16 protein-coding genes are annotated in these 19,371 nt (G+C 40.2%); 7 read left to right on the forward strand and 9 right to left on the reverse strand.

Translation table 11 applies throughout. The annotated features are described in order from the left end of the window. The first annotated feature begins 92 nt into the window (after positions 1-92). Positions 93-2,366, forward strand: coding sequence for an ammonium transporter (gene amt / locus CH377_RS09730; RefSeq protein WP_100723607.1), 2,274 nt, complete (start codon positions 93-95; stop codon positions 2,364-2,366). Positions 2,367-2,370: 4 nt separating this feature from the next. Here the strand turns inward: amt and CH377_RS09735 are convergent, their stop codons facing one another. Next, positions 2,371-3,714, reverse strand: coding sequence for an adenylate/guanylate cyclase domain-containing protein (locus CH377_RS09735; RefSeq protein WP_243401984.1), 1,344 nt, complete (start codon positions 3,712-3,714; stop codon positions 2,371-2,373). 167 nt (positions 3,715-3,881) lie between these two features. Here CH377_RS09735 and CH377_RS09740 point away from each other — a divergent pair, with 167 nt between their 5' ends. Then, positions 3,882-4,571 carry an oxidoreductase gene (locus CH377_RS09740; protein WP_100723608.1) on the forward strand — a complete coding sequence of 230 codons (690 nt, stop codon included), beginning with the start codon at positions 3,882-3,884 and terminating at the stop codon, positions 4,569-4,571. A 7-nt stretch (positions 4,572-4,578) separates the two neighbouring features. Here CH377_RS09740 and CH377_RS09745 read toward each other — a convergent pair whose 3' ends face one another. Then, positions 4,579-6,939: a SpoIIE family protein phosphatase gene (locus tag CH377_RS09745; RefSeq protein WP_100723609.1), complete on the reverse strand. Its 2,361-nt coding sequence runs from the start codon at positions 6,937-6,939 to the stop codon at positions 4,579-4,581. Positions 6,940-7,158: 219 nt separating this feature from the next. Here CH377_RS09745 and CH377_RS09750 point away from each other — a divergent pair, with 219 nt between their 5' ends. Then, complete coding sequence (locus CH377_RS09750) at positions 7,159-7,920, forward strand: SDR family NAD(P)-dependent oxidoreductase (RefSeq protein ID WP_100723610.1); 762 nt, start codon at positions 7,159-7,161, stop codon at positions 7,918-7,920. Here the strand turns inward: CH377_RS09750 and CH377_RS09755 are convergent. The 3 genes from CH377_RS09755 to CH377_RS09765 form a co-directional block, all read right to left on the reverse strand. Continuing rightward, complete coding sequence (locus CH377_RS09755) at positions 7,912-9,666, reverse strand: acyl-CoA dehydrogenase family protein (protein WP_100723611.1); 1,755 nt, start codon at positions 9,664-9,666, stop codon at positions 7,912-7,914. The two genes, CH377_RS09750 and CH377_RS09755, sit on opposite strands and share 9 nt — an antisense overlap. 351 nt (positions 9,667-10,017) lie before the next feature. Continuing rightward, positions 10,018-10,824: a major surface lipoprotein LipL32 gene (gene lipL32 / locus CH377_RS09760; protein WP_100723612.1), complete on the reverse strand. Its 807-nt coding sequence runs from the start codon at positions 10,822-10,824 to the stop codon at positions 10,018-10,020. Between the two features lie 233 nt (positions 10,825-11,057). Beyond that, positions 11,058-11,456 (reverse strand): ParB N-terminal domain-containing protein, encoded by a 399-nt coding sequence (locus CH377_RS09765; protein ID WP_086446566.1) that lies wholly within the window; start codon positions 11,454-11,456, stop codon positions 11,058-11,060. 195 nt (positions 11,457-11,651) lie between these two features. On the opposite strand from CH377_RS09765, the gene metK reads away from it, so the two are divergent. From metK to CH377_RS09780, 3 genes are read left to right on the forward strand one after another with little or no spacing between them, the layout of a single operon-like run. Beyond that, positions 11,652-12,812: a methionine adenosyltransferase gene (metK, locus tag CH377_RS09770; protein ID WP_100723613.1), complete on the forward strand. Its 1,161-nt coding sequence runs from the start codon at positions 11,652-11,654 to the stop codon at positions 12,810-12,812. Beyond that, positions 12,812-13,771 carry a transketolase family protein gene (locus CH377_RS09775; RefSeq protein WP_100723614.1) on the forward strand — a complete coding sequence of 320 codons (960 nt, stop codon included), beginning with the start codon at positions 12,812-12,814 and terminating at the stop codon, positions 13,769-13,771. The genes metK and CH377_RS09775 overlap by 1 nt, the downstream gene beginning before the upstream one ends. 41 nt (positions 13,772-13,812) lie before the next feature. Continuing rightward, on the forward strand, positions 13,813-14,127 hold the full coding sequence (locus tag CH377_RS09780) for an ATP-dependent Clp protease adaptor ClpS (protein WP_100709550.1): 315 nt from the start codon (positions 13,813-13,815) through the stop codon (positions 14,125-14,127). Positions 14,128-14,311: 184 nt separating this feature from the next. Here CH377_RS09780 and CH377_RS09785 read toward each other — a convergent pair whose 3' ends face one another. Both CH377_RS09785 and lsa23 read right to left on the reverse strand, forming a co-directional pair. Then, complete coding sequence (locus CH377_RS09785) at positions 14,312-15,487, reverse strand: MaoC family dehydratase (RefSeq protein ID WP_100723663.1); 1,176 nt, start codon at positions 15,485-15,487, stop codon at positions 14,312-14,314. Positions 15,488-15,561: 74 nt separating this feature from the next. Beyond that, entirely contained in the window at positions 15,562-16,161 is a 600-nt protein-coding gene (lsa23, locus tag CH377_RS09790) for a surface adhesion protein Lsa23 (protein WP_100723615.1), read from the reverse strand. Between the two features lie 96 nt (positions 16,162-16,257). Between lsa23 and CH377_RS09795 the strand changes: the two genes are divergently transcribed. Then, positions 16,258-18,222, forward strand: a complete 1,965-nt coding sequence (locus tag CH377_RS09795) for a M3 family metallopeptidase (protein WP_207797594.1) — start codon at positions 16,258-16,260, stop codon at positions 18,220-18,222. 5 nt (positions 18,223-18,227) lie between these two features. Here the strand turns inward: CH377_RS09795 and CH377_RS09800 are convergent, their stop codons facing one another. Together CH377_RS09800 and CH377_RS09805 are read right to left on the reverse strand one after the other, a co-directional pair. Next, on the reverse strand, positions 18,228-18,464 hold the full coding sequence (locus tag CH377_RS09800; RefSeq protein ID WP_008592710.1) for a hypothetical protein: 237 nt from the start codon (positions 18,462-18,464) through the stop codon (positions 18,228-18,230). Between the two features lie 121 nt (positions 18,465-18,585). Continuing rightward, a complete protein-coding gene (locus tag CH377_RS09805) occupies positions 18,586-19,239 on the reverse strand; it encodes a glutathione S-transferase family protein (protein ID WP_100723664.1) in 654 nt (217 codons plus the stop codon). Positions 19,240-19,371: the final 132 nt, after the last annotated feature.

Raw genomic sequence — 19,371 nt, forward strand, 5'->3', positions numbered from 1 at the left:
TATAAATTATTGTCGGCTTACGTTTTTTTCTTTCTCAATCTATAATTAATCAATACATAGGCTCATTCTTAGAACGAAGAGAGGTTCTCTGATTGGATCCCGTTCTTCCCGCCGCCAAAGAATTAGCAAAGAATGTAGACACCCTATGGGTGATTTTCGCCTCCGCTCTTGTCTTTTTTATGCAAGCTGGCTTTTTGCTTTTAGAATCAGGATTAGTTCGATCTAAAAATTCGATCAATGTCGCAATTAAAAACCTGCTCGATTACGTTGTAGGAACAATTTGTTTCTTTTTGATCGGTTATGGTTTGATGTACGGGACTAGCTTCAATGGCTGGATCGGTAAGGACCTATTTCTTTTAGAGGGTCTTACCACTGGCAAAGAATTTGCCTTCTTCCTGTTTCAAGTTACCTTTATGGGAACAGCCGCGACTATCGTATCCGGTGCAGTTGCAGAGAGGATTCGGTTCCAAGCATATTTAGTCTGTTCCCTTTTTGTTTCCTTATTCATCTATCCTGTTTTTGGTCATTGGGCTTGGGGAGGAGGTTGGTTAAGCCAATCAGGCTTTCATGATTTTGCCGGAAGTTCAGTCGTACATTCAGTTGGTGCTTGGGTATCTCTTGCAGGAGTGATCGTACTCGGGCCCAGAAAAGATCGTTTTGATTCGGATGGAAAACCAAGGGAATTGTATGGTCATAATCTTCCTTTTTCCGTTTTAGGAACTTTCATCTTATGGTTTGGTTGGTTTGGCTTCAACGGCGGAAGTACACTCGCTCTCACTGACGCTGTTCCAAAAATTATAGTAAATACCAGTCTTGCTGCTTGCGCGGGATGTAGTGCAGCCATCATATTCGACTATATCACAAAAGGTGTTCCTCATGTAGGAGGTGCAATCAACGGAGTCCTTGCTGGGTTAGTCGCAATTACTGCAGGTTGTGATGCAGTGAGTCCAGCTTCTTCTTTAATTATCGGATTGATCGCAGGTATACTTGCAGAAGTTGCAGTTTGGATCATGGAGAATTTTCTAAAGTTAGATGATGTAGTGAGTGCATTCCCTGTTCATGGAGTTGGGGGAATTTGGGGGACCTTGGCTGTAAGTTTATTTGCACAAGAAGAGTCCTTACGCAGTTGGAATCAATGGCAAGCTCAACTTACTGGTGTAGCAGTTTGTGCGATTTGGGCTTTCAGCATGGGACTTATTTTATTCTTCTTAATGAAGTTCACTATTTCAATCCGTGTATCTTCGGAAGAAGAGGATAGAGGATTGAATGAATCTGAACACGGTGCTAAAACAGTTTGGCTAGACTTGATGAACGCGATGAAATACGTCGCAGATTCCAAGGACTTGAGAAAAAGAATAGATGTGGATCCGGGAGTGGAATCCGGAGCTGTCGCTGAATTATTCAATCGTTTACTTTTGAGTTTAACCCAGATCATCGGAGTGGTAAAAGAAAATTCGGATAAGATAGAAAACGAATCCGGGCTCTTAGAAAATTCCACCCTGGCCATCACCAAAGAGATCGAAAAACAAAAGGAAAGAACCGCACTTGTTCGGGAAACTTCCGACATATTGGAATCATCCTTAAAGGCGGTTTTGGATTTAGTTCGAGAAGAAAGAAGAAGGTCTTCCGAAATGAGAAGAATGTCCGAAGAAATGTCCCAAGGAATGAGGGAACTACAGACGGATATTTTGACCTCAGGCAAGATAAGCGAGTCCATACAATCCATTGCTTTCACCGGTGAGAGAACTTTGGAAAGGACAGTAAAAAGTATGCAAGGCCTGAACGGTTCCGCCAAAAAAGTGGAAGAGCTTGTAGTGATTCTTCAAAAAATTGCGGAACAACTTGGAATGTTGTCGATCAACGCTTCTATCGAATCCGCAAGAGGTGGAGATAAAGGATTTGCAGTGGTTGCGGAACAGATATCGGTTCTTTCCGAAAAAACGGCTTCGAATGCAAAACAGGCAAATAAATATCTACAAGAGATTTGGGAGACTGTGACCGGTTCCTTACAGTCCTTATCCGAAACAGTCGACTCATTTAAATCTATCTTAATACAGATACCGGAACTTTCCAAAACTATGAAAGGAGCCTTCGATTCTGTGCGCGATTATTCTTCCAGATCGGATGAACTGGAAACTTCCATCCAGGGAGTGGCCAATATGAGCGAATCAGTCGCAGGAGATATGGAAAAACGTTATTCAGAATTGAACAAGATGAGGGACTTTTTTTGCGAGTTAGAGGATGGTGCAGTCCGGATCGGATCTCTGTTGGAGGACCTACAGAAGATGAGCCTTATGTTAAGCGGACAAACAATCCGAATGCACCGAGTAGTTGATATTTTTCAAATAGAACCTAACGCAAGCTGAACTGTTAGGTCCCTACTGCAACCACAGTTACCAGTTTTTCTTTTCCTTTTACTTGCACTGGTGGAAGTGTCTCTCCCCTGAAATTTGCACCTGCAAGTTTCCAGGTTTCTTCCGAGACCAATAATTCTTTTCCGAAGTTTTTAGTAAGGGATTCGATTCTGGAAGCAGTGTTGACTGCGTCTCCTATTACTGTGAATTCCGCTCTTCTACTTGTTTCAATATTTCCGGAGAAAACTTCTCCCGTATGGATACCAATTCCGATCCGTACTGGCTCCAACCCTTTTGATTCTCTGGCCTTATTGAATTCCCCTAATTTTTCCAACATCTTCTGTCCGCATTGTAGCGCGCGGATCGCATCGGATGCAGGATCAGCGGAAGGATAAGGAGTTCCGAATGTGGCCATGACTGCGTCGCCAATATATTTATCCAAGGTCCCACCAAATTCAAAAACACAATCAGTTAATGTTTCTCTAATAGAGGAAAGGAATCTGCTCAGTTCTAATGGATCCATATTCTCGGAAAGAGCCGTGAAGTTTCGGATATCGGTAAATAATATTGTAGCAGTTTGTCTTCTTCCCTCCAATACGTTGGGGTTGGTCATCATTTCTTCTACCATTCCGGGGGAGAAGTAGCGCGATAATAAGGATCTTTGGGCTTCTCCTTCTCCAATTCTTCTGATCATGATGAGGGTTCTTAAGATCCCGAAAGAAAAGAAAAATGCCAAAATTAGATAGACCATAGGTCTTCCGAATAGCGCATCAGTGACTAGGACATTCGGCCCCATCACATAATCTCCCCAATCTTTCGCAAATACCATTTTGTCGTAGATTAATGCATAGGAGAAGATCCCAAAATAAACCAGATAAAATAAGATTACACTTAAGACAACATATCTTAATCTGAATTGGATCAATGAAAATGCAAGAGGGAAGAATAAAAAATTCATGATAGGATTTTTGATCGCAAATCCAAGATCAAATGAGTTTTCGTGAAGAGTATAATATAATAATAAAGAACTGATCACGAAAAAATCCGAGACTAATGCAAGATAAGAAAAACCTTTAATCGCCCAATGAGTGCAGGTCCGGATTACGTATGTGTGTCCAATCGTAACTGCAGTGAAAATTGCAAATGCGATCCCGTTAACTAGTGCGTCTCCACTTTTCCAGTTTAAGGCCAACTGAGCCGCGAAAAATATTAGAAGCAGATATCGGAAGGCGTTGGATACATAGGCGCCTATGATTTCTTCGTTTTCTAAAACCTTACGGACCGAATCGTCCATTTTGCTTCGATCTGTTATTTCCAGTATATTACAAAGAAACTTAGGTAGATAATCTTTGATAGGCATAGCTCCCTAAAATACTCCTTTCCATTTTTGCTTCAATCGTTTCTTATTGTTTTCGACTGAATCGATTAACAAAAGGAATGTTATAATTCTAAAATAAAAAACCGAATCGGTGGAACTTTTATACAAAACCAAGATCGATCCGATCTGGGCTAGAACAGGATGGAAGAATGAACAATAGAATTGCGATCATTGCGGGTGGGACTGGACTGGTAGGTGGGGAACTTATACAAGAATTATTGATAGATCCGTCCTGGGATAAGGTCTATCTTTTGGTCCGAAAACCTTTGGAATGGACTCATTCCAAATTGGAATTAATACTTACTGATTGGGATAAGACCTTAGAATTCCCTCAAGGTGTTACGGATGCATTTTGCACTTTGGGAACTACGATCGGCAAAGCAGGTTCTAAGGAAAATTTTAAAAAAGTGGATTTAGAATACCCATCCAGTTTTGCTAAAGCAGCAAAGGAGAAGGGTGTAAAATCTTTCTTTATAGTAACCGCGCTAGGAGCTGATCCAAATTCTTTCGTATTTTATAATCAGGTAAAAGGGGAAGTAGAAGCGAAAATTTCCACACTTGGTTTCGAAACTTTCGGAATTTTCAGGCCTTCTCTTTTAGAAGGAGATAGAAAAGAATTCAGGTTAGGGGAGAAGATCGGGTCTAAGCTTGCTTTTCTGATAAACCCTCTGCTTTTTGGTCCCTTGAAAAAATATAGATCCATTCATGCAAAGACCGTTGCTAAATCCATGTTGAACCTAGCTTGGTCCGGTAAAAAAGGAAATCATATTATAGAATCGGATAAAATTGCAGCATTAGGATCTTCTTCCGCAAGAGCGAATATAGAAAACTTAATATAGTTTCCGATTAGGATTTCCCGTTTAATTTTTTAACGATCTCGGAAGCATTTTCATTTTGAGGATCTAATTCAAGACTTAGTTTGGCGAAGTTAATTGCTTTTTCGTGCCTTCCTAATTTTAGATTTAAGTCAGCTATATGAGCTAGATTTGCAGGGATCCCCGGATTACGAAGTTGGATCCTTTCCGCAAGCTCTAAAGAGCGATTGTAATTTCCGATCTTTTTGAAACAGAAAGATGCGGAGTAGATTATATCCGTATCCCCCGGATTTTCCTCCACATAGGAATCCATAAGAGAACAAGCCTCCTGGTAATTTCCATTTTTATAATGGAGCCTGATCAAATCTCTCTTTAATATTTGGTTTTCTGGAGAAAGGTTTAAGGCTTCTTCGATAGTAAGAATTGCTTCCGGGATATTTTTGTTTCTTAAAAACTCTCTCGCTTTCTTGCTCAGATTATGGACTCCCTTTCCTGCCTTTGTTTTATTCAAGGATTTGCCTGGATCATATTCTATTCGCAAAAGAGAAAGATCGTCTGTAATACGTCCTTGGTTCTCTAAGTTGGAAGCTATCGTTTGTAAATTCCCTTCGGAAGATTCTACAACCCGCAAGAATAAGGATTCATCCTTATTCATGGTTTTATCTCCGGAGTCGGAAATGATTTCCAAATCATCTCTTCCGTCGGAACCGATCACTAAAATATCAGCAGGTTGGAGTCTGAATATTTTTACACTTAAACTTCCTTCCATTCCTGGAGTACCTAATTTTCTATATTGCAAACTTTCCTCTAAAAAGGAAGCTTTTCCATCTCTGTATAGAACGGACCAAGGATGTTCTGCATTAATATAGTATAATATACCTGCTTCTTCGTCTAAAACTCCCAAGACCATGGAGACTAACATGCTCCCGTCGAATCCCTGGAATAATTTATGCAATTCTGTAAATGCGTTTTTGATCCATTTTTCAGCGTACAGGGAATAGGTGTTTTCATTTGTTAAAGTTCTTTGTAAAATAGAGTGGAATGCCGCTCCTAAAACGAGAACGCCTCCTGCTCCTTGTAGAGATTTCCCCATTGCATCCGCGTTCAAGAATACAGTGTATTCCTTTCCTCTTAAAAGGATTTCTTGCGCGATACAAATGTCTCCGCCTATCTCGCTTTCTTTTCCTTTAAATACGAAATTCTTCTTTTGTTTAATTAGAAAATCAACCTTTGCCTTTCTTCCGCTGGTTCGATTTATGCCTAAAGGTTTGATTAAAAGTGAAGTAAGAAAATAATCTCCGTCCTGTTGTTGTTTAAGTTCTTCAACAGTACGCAATGTTTCTCTGAGTTCAGAAGTTTTTTCTTCCACTAATGACTGGAGATGCTCTCTGATCCTACCGATCTCGCCTGTGGCCTTCGCAAAATCTTTTGCAAAACCTAAAAATTCTCGATCAATCGAGACCAAAGGAAGTTTTCCGGGGCCTCCAGCTGCAAGATCATTCGCTGATTTTCCAATTTGCTCTAAGGTAGTGGAAATAGATTGGAAATACAAAATAATTAGTGTGGTTGCTGCAAAAAAAGTTAATCCGATAAAGAATGCGATCTCTAAATATGAATCAGGTCTGAGGCCTACATAAACCGCTAATATTGTTAGAGATAATAATACTAAAGAAAGTAAGAACCCGAATTTTCCTTTAAGACCTAAGAATCCGGGAGGGAAATTAGAAGAATAAGATCTACTTAGCAGAACCTTCTTCAACATGACCCGTTTAGGTCCGGTTATATAGTCTGTGATTATATAACTAAAACCACAATATACAAAAACAGCAGCAAGCCATCCTAAGAATATATATAAAAGTTCTTTCAAATTATAATCAAATAACAAGTAGGGAATAACGCTAGTGAGAAGGACAAAACTCCCGTAGCAGAATGCAGATATCATATTATGCATAGGCAAATGGATCAGATCGGATAAAATCACATCCAATTCTTCTGAGGAGTTCCTACGTATAGAATGAGTAGGATTTAGTGTTTTGTTGATCCTTCTGATATGTGGTTCGATTCCCGAAATACCTATTGGAGCAAGCAATCCATATTGTACACCATGTAATATAGTTACAAGCAAGGTCGCGAAAACAAAACAAAGGACGATTATATAATGGGTTTGAAGGGAAAACATCGGAATGGTCGCAGATCCGAAGAAAAAAGCATAAACCGCTCCAAACCAACCACCCGCTAAAGAGAATGCTACGATGGAAAAGGTATAGGAAATCTTTTTGTGAATCGCCTCGAAAAGGCGATAAAAATATCTCTGAGTCATCTCGATTATCCTGGAATGTTCCGGATCTTTATGGAATACAAAAGAATAAGACGAAACGATTCTTCTGAACATATTTTGTATGGAAAGAAATTTTTTCCTACAACTCTTTATCTGAAGCAGAATAATTTATAGAAAGATGTGGATATCATAAAAAGTATTACGTCGATAAGAATCGATTGGATTTTGTTTTTGTGAACAATTGTTTACATTCATTGATCTTGATCGGATATTTTGCTTTTCAAATACGATAGGCAAATTAGTTTCACCTTCGATTCACGTAGGGGATGAAAGATGGATATTCGAGGAAAACGTATAGTAATTACGGGAGCTGCCTCCGGGATCGGAAAAGAAACTTTGATCAAGTTTTTGGAATTCGATGGAGTAAAGGTCCTTGCTGTGGATTTGGATCCGTCTCGTCTGGATATTTCCGATGATCGAGTAAAAAAATTCAAATGTGATGTTTCCTCTTCCGAGAATGTAGATAAAATTTTTAAGGAAGCTGAAAAGGTTTTGGGCGGTATTGATATCTTTTATGCAAACGCAGGTTTTGCATACTATGAGGAGATTAAAAAACCGGATTGGAAACGTATGGAGAAAATTTTTCAAACAAATGTTTTTTCCACTATCTATGGATTACAAAAGGTCCAGGCGGAATATTCCAATCCTGTTTATTATATCATCACTGCTTCTGCTATGAGTTTTCTTTCGATCCCAGGTTATGCATTATATTCGGCAACCAAAGCGGCAGTACATTCTTTTGCAGAAGCGTTTCAGTTCGAATTGAAGAAACCGCATAGGCTGATGGTCGTTTATCCGATCGCCACTCGAACGAATTTTTTCGACTCTGCCGGCAAAAAGGTGCCGGTGCCTTTTCCTTCTCAGACTCCGAAACAAGTTGCAAGTGCGGTTATTTCCGGAATTCAATGGAATAAGAAGAAGGTTCTTCCTTCTAAAATATTTACTCTAATGATGTTCTTGGATAGATTTTTGATCTATCCGCTTCGTATTTATCAGCATATCGAAAACTGGAAACGTAAAAGGGCTCTAAACTAAGGCAGGGCTATTTTTATTCTCTATACGTATTTTATTATATTCTAATAAAGCAAGGCTATCTAAGTTATAAGCACAGACTAAGTTTGCTCTTACTTCCTTAGCGTCGCCTTGTAGCTTATTTAAACTTCTTTCTAAGATCACTCCTATGATAACTCTGGTTGCGGATTCTACTAGTTCGAAAGCAACCTCGTCCTTGGATATTCCATTTTCTAAAGATGTATAAATTAGATGGGATTCTTCTAATTTTTTGCGATTTTCTATTAGTTCTCTAGAGGGGGAGATATTACTCATTTCTTCGTCCAGATATTGTCTTAAAATACCTTTTGTTCCCAAACCCGTGACAATTCCTCCGATGGCTGCCACAACCTGCAATTGTGTGGTTCCTTCGTAAATATTAGTGATTCTCACATCTCTATAGATCCTGGAAATATCGTAATCATAAGTATATCCAGCTCCTCCATGAATTTGGAGTGCGTCGAATGCGATCTTATTTGCCTGTTCTGTAATATAATATTTGGATAATGGAGTGAATAAATTGGCGAGTTTTTCCCATTTTTTTATACTTTCGTCCTTTTTGATCTCCCTCTCATCGATGCCGGATTCTTTCATTTTTTCGGATTTCCAGTGATATAGATCTATAGATCTGGAAGCTTCTTGCAAAATGGAGCGCATCGCTATGATTTCTCTGTCCATTAGATCCAACATCTTCTTCACAGCTGGGATGTTTTTGATCTTCTTACCGAATTGTTCTCTTTCATCCGCGTATTTTTTAGCTTCGTAATAGGCTGCGGCTCCGATTCCCATTGCCTGTCCTGCGATGGAAAGTCTTGCTCCGTTCATCATTGCCATGGAATATTTTACAAGTCCGTAACCTTCTTCTCCGATTAAGATGCCGGGAGTATTCTCGTACACTACCTCGCATGTGGGAGAACAATGTAGTCCCATTTTTTTCTCTATTCCTGCGATCTCAACATCTTCACTTTTTACTATAAAGAAGGAAAGTCCTCTTGCCCCACTGGTGGGACTTCCCGTTCTAGCTAATGTAAGAATGATAGAAGGTTTATCATCGAACCCGCAGCCATGAGTAATAAACCTTTTGGCACCAGTAATTCTCCAGACACCGTCTTCTCCCTTGATCGCTTTTGTTTGTAAATTAGGAAGATCTGATCCGTAATTCGGTTCTGTGAGTGCCATTGCACCACATAGTTCTCCGGCTGCCATTTTAGGTACGTAAGTTTCTACCATTTCCTCCGAGCCGAATCTTTCTATCGTTTCCGCAAGGTTCATACATCCTAAAGCGATCGCAAGTGAGCCATCGGCTCTGGAAAATATTTCCATCAGCATAGCTTGTACTGTACAAGGTAGTCCCAATCCACCATGTTTCCGTCCGATAGAATAGGGGAGAATTCCAGCTTCTTTAACCTGATTGACTGCGTTTATCATTTCCTTTGGAAATGTAACTTTACCTTTTTCGTATATTAAACCTTCTGCATCCATTTTTTGGGCAAAGGGGGCCACTTCTTTTCCTGCGATCTCTCCTGCAGATTCTAATACCGATCTATAAAATTCGATGGCTTCTTCTTTACTTCCCGGAGCTAATGAAAACTCTTCTTTTCCGTTTTTTTCATATTCTTTTTTGTCTGAAAAACCTTGTTCGAAAGCTTCTACTACTTCTTCCCAGTCTATTAAGGATTCGAAATATTGTTTTAAGTCTTCATTCTCTAAGAAATAATTATTTTCGAGCATGGATATTCTCCGAATAAAATGAACTTTTGTTCAGTGTAATTACGTTTCTTAAGGAAGCCTTATTTTACGGATATGAAATGAAAAGGGAAAAATTGAGAAGCTTTGTTTTTTTGAGAGAACTAACAATATTTGTTTTGGGAGGCAAAGAGAGGAAGGGTTCGCACAAAGAACACAGAGATCACGAAGAATTTTATGCGAAGAATTGAATATACGATCTGTAAGGAATTAGAATTTTGAAACTTTGGTGAACCCCGTGCCTCCGTGCGAAATAAATATAACTAGGAGGTATAAAAAAAGCCGCCGGTTTAACCCGACGGCTTTCGGCTTTTCAGCAAAGCTGGATAAGAAGGATTACTTCTTGTCTCCTGCGATTGCAGCTTTCAATTTTTCTTCTGCATCAACAGCTAATTTTTGCAATTCAGCTGGGTTTGCGTGAAGAATAGGAGAAAGACCTGGAACACCTGGAGGGCCAAGAACTCCAACAGTTGCTACGAAAGAACCTTTAACTTCGCCTACTTTGTAAGTAGTGAAAGTAACTCTGTATAAACCGCGAACTAAAAGTTTTTTAGTGTCGATGTTTTTAAGTTCATCTAAGCTTTTTGGAATATTAGGAATTTGGATACGAAGTAAAGAGTTGTACTTGTTGTGACGCTCTTCATTGTAAGTATCGTCTCCATCATCATTGTCGCCAAGATTTTGAAGAGCTTTTCCTTTAGCTGCTCCTTCGATTTGGTTCGGCATAATAGCTGCTAAGCGCTCTACGCGGATCCAAGTATCGAACCAGTTCGGCATGCTTTTTTCTTCTGGAGTTGCAGCTTTGAAAGCCTCACTTTGGAAGTCGCTGCTAGATGGCTCACCAATTTCTCCGGTAGGGGAAATTAGACGAACACCTAATTCAACGATTGCTGCTGGAACCCAAATATAAAGGAAATATGATTTCTTTCCGTTTACTACTGCGTCAGCGGCTTGTCCTGGTTTGATGTATCCCCAATAGTTCACAGTTTCAGAATAAGGTGCAAAAAGCTTCTTAACTCCTACTCCTGGAATGTCTTGCTCACCGACCGAGAAATTACTTTGTAGGCCGGGAAGTCCACCGATACATGCAGCAAAGCTGACCATTATAGCGGTGGAGATTATAAGGATCGAAGATTTTTTCATTCGAGAGATCTCCTTGGTATGGATTGCTCAAGATAGAGAAGAGATTCCTTTTTGTAAATCTAATTAATAAATTTTTGTTTCCTACTCTTCTTTTGCGGTGCAAAATTTTTACAAAGCAGTAATTTTACATCTCAACCGGATCATATAACAAGTTCCATTTGATAAGTAAAAAAATTTCCAGGTCTCTTAACAGAAACGTTTTGAACGAGGGGATGATGGATAGGTGGTTTAGTTTAGTTTTTGAAAAGCCAGGACCAAAACCATTCCCAAAGATCCAATAACCAGGCAAACAATCTACCAAGGATCCCGGTATGGGAATACCTTCTTAATAGCTTTTGAGCCCTTTCTTGTTCTTCTGGGGTAAATGGTAGCCGTACATTGTTTTCTTCGGCTTCGATCAAAACTCTTTCTTTTTTACTTCGTACATCTACGATTCGAACATCAACATATTCCCAGCCCAGAAGTTTCACACATTCCAGGCGTCTTTCGCCAGAGACTAATTTATTGTCCAGGTCGATAATGATCGGATGCAAAAGCCCTAAGTTTTGTATGGAAGATTTGAGACCATGTAAGTCGCCTAAATCTTTACGAATGCGGTTCTTTACCTTAATATCGGAGACCCGAATTTTCATCTAAGAAATGCTTTTTTCACCGTATAAATCCTACAAACCAATTTCGGAAGTTTTGACTAAATTTCCTAAAGAACCCTTCTGGGATTGGAAAAGGTTGGGTCGGATTCACTTGACAGTGACGACTTGCATAGGTTTATAGTTTTAGGCGGGGAAGATTCTCCCCTTCGAATTAATTTTAACAGGAATTACAATCGAATGTCCCTTCAAGACTTCATCTTTACCTCGGAATCCGTATCGGAAGGACACCCGGACAAGGTTTGTGACCAAATTTCCGACGCAATTCTAGACGCTTATTTAGCTCAGGATCCTAAATCCAGGGTAGCTTGCGAAACTTTAGTGACTACCAACCTCGTTGTGGTTGCGGGAGAAGTAACTAGCAAGGGAAAAATCGACGCGGTTGAGATCGCAAGAAATGTGATCAAGGATATCGGATACAACGATGTTTCCCTAGGTTTTGACGCAGAGTTCGCTGTAGTTTCTTCTCATATCCATGCTCAAAGTCCTGACATTTCTCAAGGTGTTACCGAGGGAGAAGGTCTTTTTAAAGAGCAAGGAGCTGGTGACCAAGGTTTGATGTTCGGATTCGCTATCGACGAAACTCCTGAACTAATGCCTATGCCAATCTATTACTCTCACGAGTTAGTTAGACATTTGTCCGGATTACGTCATAACGGTAAATTGAAATGGTTACGTCCGGATGCAAAATCCCAGGTTACTGTAGAATACAAAAACGGAAAACCTTCTCGGATTGATACAGTAGTTATCTCTACCCAACACGCTCCTGAAGTTTCTCATAAGCAGATCGAAGAATCCGTAATTGAAGAATGTATTAAGAAGGTTATACCAGCTAACTTCTTGAAAGATACTAAGTATTTTATCAACCCAACTGGACAGTTCATCATTGGTGGACCACACGGAGATACCGGTCTGACAGGACGTAAGATCATCGTGGATACTTACGGCGGTTATGGAAGACATGGTGGTGGAGCATTCTCTGGAAAAGATCCATCCAAAGTAGACCGTTCGGCGGCTTATATGGGAAGATATATCGCGAAAAATATCGTAGCAGCAGGACTTGCTTCTCAGTGTGAGGTGCAGTTGGCATATGCGATCGGTGTTGCTGAGCCTGTTTCGGTCCATGTTGACACTTTTGGGACAGGTAAACTTTCCGAAGAAGAAATCGTAAAAAGAATTAAAGCAAACTTCAAACTGACTCCAAGAGGGATCACCGAGTCCTTACAATTATTGGAGAAAGGAAGAAAATACAGGGAAACCGCTGCTTACGGACATTTCGGAAGAAGTGGGGAAACATTCACCTGGGAAAGAACTGATAAAGCAGGAGCATTGAAAGGTTAATGGGAGCAGTATCCGCATCTAGCGCAGATCAAAAAGCAACCAGAGACGGTTATGGAGACGCATTGCACGAGTTAGGTGCAGGGCGTTCCGATATCGTAGTACTAGACGCGGATCTTTCCGGTTCTACTAAAACCAATAAATTCGCAAAAGCATTTCCGGATCGTTTTTTTAACGTAGGAGTTGCTGAACAGAATTTAGTGGGACATGCAGCCGGGCTTGCTCTTGCTGGTTACATTCCATTTGCTTCTTCTTTCGCGATGTTCTTATCCGGAAGAGCCTGGGAAGTAGTACGTAATAGTATAGTTTATCCTTTCTTAAACGTAAAGTTGGTAGCTTCCCACGGTGGAATTACTGTGGGTGAGGACGGAGCTTCTCACCAATGTATCGAAGATTTTGCCACTATGAGAGCCATTCCTGAAATGGTAGTGATCTGTCCTTCCGATTATAACGAAACTAAACAGATCATCCATGCAATTGCAGATTATAAAGGACCGGTTTATGTAAGAGTAGGCCGTCCTAATCTTCCTTTGATCGAAAGAGAAAATTATAAATTCGAGATCGGAAAAGCGGAAGTGATGAGAGAAGGTAAAGATGTTCTTATCATCGCAAACGGAGTTCTGGTGAACGAGGCAATGATCGCAGTAAAAGAACTGGAAGCTGAAGGTATCCAGGCAACTCTTTTGAACATGGCTACAATCAAACCTATCGATAAAGAAGCTATATTGAAATATGCTAAACTTTGCGGTGCAGTTGTAACTTGCGAAGAGCATAATGTGATCGGCGGATTAGGTTCTGCAGTAAGCGAATTCTTATCCGAAGAGCATCCGGTTCGAGTTCTGAAATTAGGAATGAAAGACAGTTTCGGTAAATCCGGTACTTGGTCTGGACTTCTGGATTATTTTGGGCTCAGATCTAAAAACATAGTGGAACTGGCGAAAAAAGCAGTCCAATCCAAATAACAAACAACCCGGTGTTTTGCCGGGTATAAGTTTTTCGTGCCATGCCTAACTCCCCCTCAATAGAAGAAACCACCACAGAAGATCCGGTGCAAATCGGCGGACCCTGGAGAGTGGTTTTATGGGATGATAACGAACATACCTACGAATATGTAATCATGATGCTTATGGATGTTTGTAAGATGACTCCGGAGCAAGCCTTTAGTCACGCTGTAGAAGTAGACGCTCAGAAAAAGACAGTAGTGTTTGCAGGCGAATTAGAACACGCAGAACATATCCAGGATCTAATTTTAAATTATGGACCGGATCCACTTCTACCAGCATCTAAAGGTTCCATGAGCGCAACCCTAGAAGGTTAATTTTTAGCTACGGTTTTCACACGAAGCACACAAAGAACACGGAGCGGTTAGCAGGCAAAGGCGTGAAGACCGTGAAGTTATGGCTTTAGCATAAAAAAACTTTGTGAACTTCGTGCCTCTGTGCGAAATAAAAAAGCCCGGGGAAACCCCGAGCTTTCATTTTAAGATTCTTAAAAAAGAAGTCTTATTTTTTCTTAATTAAGATCTTTCTTTCGATTTCGAAAATTTTCTCAGGAAGTTTTTCCTTACCGTGTTTTTTCTTATCGTTCTCTTTCAAGAATAGATCCGCTCCGAATTTTTCAAAGGCATCGTTTGCCTTGATGTTTTTCAGACCGATGAATTGAAGATGGACTTCTCCCGCAGGAATTCCGAACTCCGTTCCTCTATCTTTTACGGAAAGAACTCTAGTGATCGCAGTCACAGTGTCTCCGCTAAAAGAAGGTTGAGTATGATATCCTTCTGTGAATCCAAGATCCCAGATAACATTCTCAGTCACGTCTCTGGAAGAAAGTCCACATAACCATGCGAACACTAATCCTCCGTAAACGACAGGCTCTCCGCCCATTGGTCCGGAAATTCCGGAAGAGTAAAGTTTGTCGTAATGAAGCGGGTGGGTATTTCCAACTCTGTAAGTCCAAGGGAAATGTTCGTCGGTGATAGTTCTTCCATTTTGGTGGATATAGATCTGACCTGCCGCGAAATTTTCGAAATAAGTATCCGTCCAAGTAGCGGTCTCGAAACCTTTCGGGAATTTTAACTCAGGAAGTTCGATCACAGGGCTATCAGTCTCAGGGAAGAAAGCTTCTTTGATCACTGGTTTCGGAGTTCCTTTAGGTTTTCCGTTGGAATGATAAATCATGATCTTTCTTTCATACTGAAGAACTAGTTCTCTGTTTTGATTTAAACAGATTGTTCTTACATGAACGATCCCCGGCTTATCAGCTCCCTTATCATCAATTTTGATAATTTTGGTTTTAGCAGAAAGAGTATCTCCAGGATATACAGGTTTCAGGAATTGAACATCATAGTATCCAAGGTTCGCGAGCGCTTTTTCTGAATCGTTTTGAACTCCTAAAGAAAGTGCCACGTTGAACACCATCAAAGGAGAAACTAATAGATCCTTGAATCCGTGAGCTTGTGCATAAGGAGCAGAAAGATAAAGTGGATTTGCTTCCATAAAAGTGGTAGCAAACTCTTGTGCAAAAGAACGATCGATTGTCAGTTCTCTTGGATGTTCGAAAATTGCACCTTCTGTAAATTCTTCCAGATATCTACCGTAAATACCCCGTTTTACGGTTCCGGTTTCCACCGGAGTTTTGGGACCTAGTTCCGCGAAGGGGGAAGTAGGGATTTTAGCCATATTGTGAACTCCTGCTTCGTTTTTAGTTTCTTCCAGGATTTTGAGATCCTCCGGTCGGAAAAGGCTTTTTCCTATCAATAAGTCCCGAAATACCCGTCCAGTTGGGTTCTGGATCCGAAACGAAACTCGGAAATTTGGATCTCTTGTTTGGAAAGCTCCGGATTATTATCCTTCTCCCCAAACATATGATTCCAGGTGTTTACATAAAGAATAGGCAGTGAGTTCCGATTTTCCAAAAGAGAAGAAGAGAGTATTCTATCCTTATGAACGACAGGGTCTTCTTGAAAGATTTGATCCCCCGAGTAAACATTCTTCAGATCCAATTGGAAAGTTTTACCATCAGGTTCTAGTCGGACTAAAAATGATTCGATGTCGTAGGCCCTGCCGTAACGGATCCTTCTGTAGATCCTATAGAAAAAATCCTTCCAGGTGCTTGGATGTATCTCGTCTCTAAACACCAGACTGATCTCCCATTCAAATCCGATCGGTGTAATATTCGCCTTACAATAGATCCCTACTAGATCATTTCCAGTCTGCACATCTATCTCAGGTTGGGACAAAACGAATAGATCCGACTTAGGGCAGATACCTTCTGTGGTTGGGAATACAGGTAACGGGGGGCTCGTGCAGCCCAAATAAAGAAGGAATAGCGGGATGAGAAGATATGATTTCATGAGAGGGCCGGAATGGGGGAATTCAAATCAGTTTTTCAATCTTGTCAAGATGGAAAATAGGTGCTTTTCCATTCGGGAAGGGAAAGTCTGGAATCGATGAGTTCAACAGTTCTATTCAGAGAATTTCCCCAAATTGCACTTTCTGTCCAAAAAGAGAAGGTGAGAGAAAAGATCCAAACCACTAAAAAGGTTTTGGAAGAAGTTTTGCAGAAAAAGGATGTAAATTACGAGTCCGTAATACGACCTCTGAACGATTCTATGGAGGAATTACAGGAAGAGTTTACTGTACTGTCCCACCTAAATAGTGTTAAGAACAGCGAAGAAACCCAAGAACATTATACTGAGATCCTTCCTGAGATTACAGAATTTTATACTGAACTAGGGCAGAACGAAGAATTATTCAAATTATACTCTCAGATTTATGAGAAAGAAAAATCTAATTTAGACAGACCTAAGAACAAGGTCTTAGAAGATGCGATCTTACAATTTAAACTAGGTGGAGTAGGGCTTCCGGAAGATAAAAAAAATCGTCTACAAGAGATCCAACTTAGGTTGTCCGATCTTTCCAACCAATTCTCCCAAAATCTTTTAGATTCTACAAATTCTTTCGAAATGAAAATCGAATCGGAAGAAGATGTGAAAGAGATCCCGGAATCGGACAAAGCATTGTACAGGAACGAGGATGGGACTTATACTTTTACTCTCCAATTCCCAAGTTATAATTGTTATATGACTTATGGAAGTAATCGTTCTAAAAGAGAAGAATTATATAAAGCGTATGTAACTCGTGCACCAGGAAACGGTAAAATTTTAGAAGAGATCCTGGCTCTCCGTGATGAATCTGCAAAATTACTCGGATATAAAAATTATGCGGAATCTTCTTTGGCAACTAAGGTTGCGGATTCTCCTGAGCAAGTATTGGACTTCTTACAAAAAATTGGAAAACTAGCAAAGCCAGTTGCGGAGAAGGAAATCTCAAAACTAAAGAAATTCGCGGAAACACTTGGAATTCCGGACTTCAAAGCATTCGACAGTGCTTATGTTTCTGAAAAATTAAAGAAGAAGGACTATGATTTTGATGAAGAACAGACCCGTCCTTATTTCGAAAAGAATACTGTGGTAAAAGGAACCTTCTCCTTTTTGGAAAAACTTTTAGGAGTCCAATTCGAGAAGACGAACGCTCCCATCTGGGATCCTAAAACGGAAGTTTATCATGTAAAAAACGGCTCCGAAATTATCGCAAGACTCTACTTGGACTTGGAAGCGAGAAAGGACAAACAGGGCGGAGCCTGGATGAATCATTGGGAAACTAGAAATAGGCTTTCAGGTAAGACGATCCTTCCTTCTGCATTCGTGGTTTGTAATTTTCCTCCTTCTAAGGATTCGGCTCCTTCTCTTTTAAACCATTCGGATGTGGTAACATTTTTCCATGAGATGGGGCATGCACTCCATCACCTTTGTGCAAAAATAGAAGAGCCTCCTGTGAGCGGTATCAATGGAGTAGAATGGGACGCAGTGGAATTTCCTTCTCAGTTTTTGGAAAATTTTGCCTATGAGCCTGAGGTTTTGGACTTCTTCGCATTCCATTATGAAACAGGAAAACCTATCCCGAAAGAATTGGCCCAAAAATTGAAAGATACTAAAAACTTTTTGGCTGCGATGGGAGTGGTCCGACAATTAGAATTCGGAATTTTCGATATAAGGATCCATCTCCAGAAATATTCGGAGGAGGAAGTACAGAATATTCTGGATACTGTTCGGAAAGAAGTAAGTGTTCTTTTCCCGCCTGGATATAACAAGTTCCAGAATGGTTTCGGCCATATTTTCTCCGGAGGATACGCGGCAGGTTATTATAGTTATAAATGGGCGGAACTTTTAGCGGCGGACGCGTTTTTTGCATTTAGATCCAAAGGAATTTTTGATACGGATCTTGCTTTGAAATACAGAACTGAGGTTTTGGAAAAAGGAGGTTCCGAAAACGCGATGGTACTATTCAAACGTTTTCTAGGAAGAGATCCAGAACCAGATGCTTTATTAAAACTCTATGATTTAGTAGCCTAAATAGACTAAGAAAGTTTTTTGCGGAAGTTTTGAAGTAATTGCTCCGTGCCTGAAAGTAGTAATTCTACTTGGTCGGAATCAATATTATAGACCACATTCGTCTTTAAAGAATCTTTAAAGGCGTTTGCGTCTATCGTTTTCTGATCGTAACTATCCTTTAAAAAATTATACCATCCGGCTAGGATCACTTTTAAGTGAGGAAGTTCTTTGATAGGGACCGAAATGACTTTCTCTGCTTCCATAAAGACACCAGCAGGTTAATTTGCGAACCGAACCAGTCAACCAGATTTTTTGCAACTAGGTTTGATCCGAATTTTTCTCAGGGAAAAACGCGGCGCACAAAATCTTCGATTTAGATCCGCTCTATTTACGGAGTCTTTTTAAAGCTTTCATTACGACTGACTTTGGTTTGTCCACCTTTGCGGCATTCGGATTCTGCATCATCATATCCAGATATGCTTGTAATCCCGGAATTTCGAAAAGTGGATTTGGAGATATCCAATCAGCAATATGATCGTTTATGATCTGAAAGGTGGCGAACGCAGAACAATCTGCTGCAGTAAATTCTTTGCCTGCAATATAAGGAGAAAATTTAGCCAATCTGGAAAGTGCTCTCGCTCCTTTTTGGATAGAGAGCCTTGTGAGTTCCACAGTTTCCGGCGGGATCGTTTTTCCTTCTACGATGGACTCGTACAATCTGCGAGCTGGGATATCTATATAATTTTCGATGAATGATATAATTGTTCTAACTTCCGCAGCTTCGAATGGATCGGCCGGGATCAAACGTTTGGTATTTGGATAAGCATCATCTAAAAATTCGAGAATTGCTTGGGACTCTACCAGATATTTTCCATCTACTTCTAAGTAAGGGATTTTTCCCATTGGGCTTTTTTGTAGGAACTCCTCGTCTTGGGAGAATGGGGTGCGAATTTCTTCGAACTCCAAACCTTTTTCTAAAAGTGCCAATTTGACCTTATTCGTATAATTGCTGATCGGATAACCGTGTAGTTTTATCATAAGGGTTAGGATCATTCAATCGGAAGCGGGCTGGTAAAGTCTTTTTCATGGCAGATAAGAAAGAAAGGGAACTTGTACGAATTTCCAATTTCTACTTTCCTGAAAGGAAATCTAAATCTAAAATTGGCAGCG

Origin of the sequence: Leptospira haakeii (genome assembly GCF_002812045.1) — a bacterium.
Taxonomy (GTDB): Bacteria; Spirochaetota; Leptospiria; order Leptospirales; family Leptospiraceae; genus Leptospira_B; species Leptospira_B haakeii.

Coding starts and splice junctions, on each gene's coding strand:
- metK (WP_100723613.1), top strand. CDS start 11,652: ATGTCCCTTCAAGACTTCATCTTTACCTCGGAATCCGTATCGGAAGGA.
- lsa23 (WP_100723615.1), bottom strand. CDS start 16,161: ATGAAATCATATCTTCTCATCCCGCTATTCCTTCTTTATTTGGGCTGC.
- CH377_RS09745 (WP_100723609.1), bottom strand. CDS start 6,939: ATGTTCAGAAGAATCGTTTCGTCTTATTCTTTTGTATTCCATAAAGAT.
- CH377_RS09805 (WP_100723664.1), bottom strand. CDS start 19,239: ATGATAAAACTACACGGTTATCCGATCAGCAATTATACGAATAAGGTC.
- CH377_RS09795 (WP_207797594.1), top strand. CDS start 16,258: ATGAGTTCAACAGTTCTATTCAGAGAATTTCCCCAAATTGCACTTTCT.
- CH377_RS09740 (WP_100723608.1), top strand. CDS start 3,882: ATGAACAATAGAATTGCGATCATTGCGGGTGGGACTGGACTGGTAGGT.
- CH377_RS09755 (WP_100723611.1), bottom strand. CDS start 9,666: ATGCTCGAAAATAATTATTTCTTAGAGAATGAAGACTTAAAACAATAT.
- CH377_RS09775 (WP_100723614.1), top strand. CDS start 12,812: ATGGGAGCAGTATCCGCATCTAGCGCAGATCAAAAAGCAACCAGAGAC.
- CH377_RS09765 (WP_086446566.1), bottom strand. CDS start 11,456: ATGAAAATTCGGGTCTCCGATATTAAGGTAAAGAACCGCATTCGTAAA.
- lipL32 (WP_100723612.1), bottom strand. CDS start 10,824: ATGAAAAAATCTTCGATCCTTATAATCTCCACCGCTATAATGGTCAGC.
- CH377_RS09735 (WP_243401984.1), bottom strand. CDS start 3,714: ATGCCTATCAAAGATTATCTACCTAAGTTTCTTTGTAATATACTGGAA.
- CH377_RS09800 (WP_008592710.1), bottom strand. CDS start 18,464: ATGGAAGCAGAGAAAGTCATTTCGGTCCCTATCAAAGAACTTCCTCAC.
- CH377_RS09785 (WP_100723663.1), bottom strand. CDS start 15,487: ATGGCTAAAATCCCTACTTCCCCCTTCGCGGAACTAGGTCCCAAAACT.
- CH377_RS09780 (WP_100709550.1), top strand. CDS start 13,813: ATGCCTAACTCCCCCTCAATAGAAGAAACCACCACAGAAGATCCGGTG.
- CH377_RS09750 (WP_100723610.1), top strand. CDS start 7,159: ATGGATATTCGAGGAAAACGTATAGTAATTACGGGAGCTGCCTCCGGG.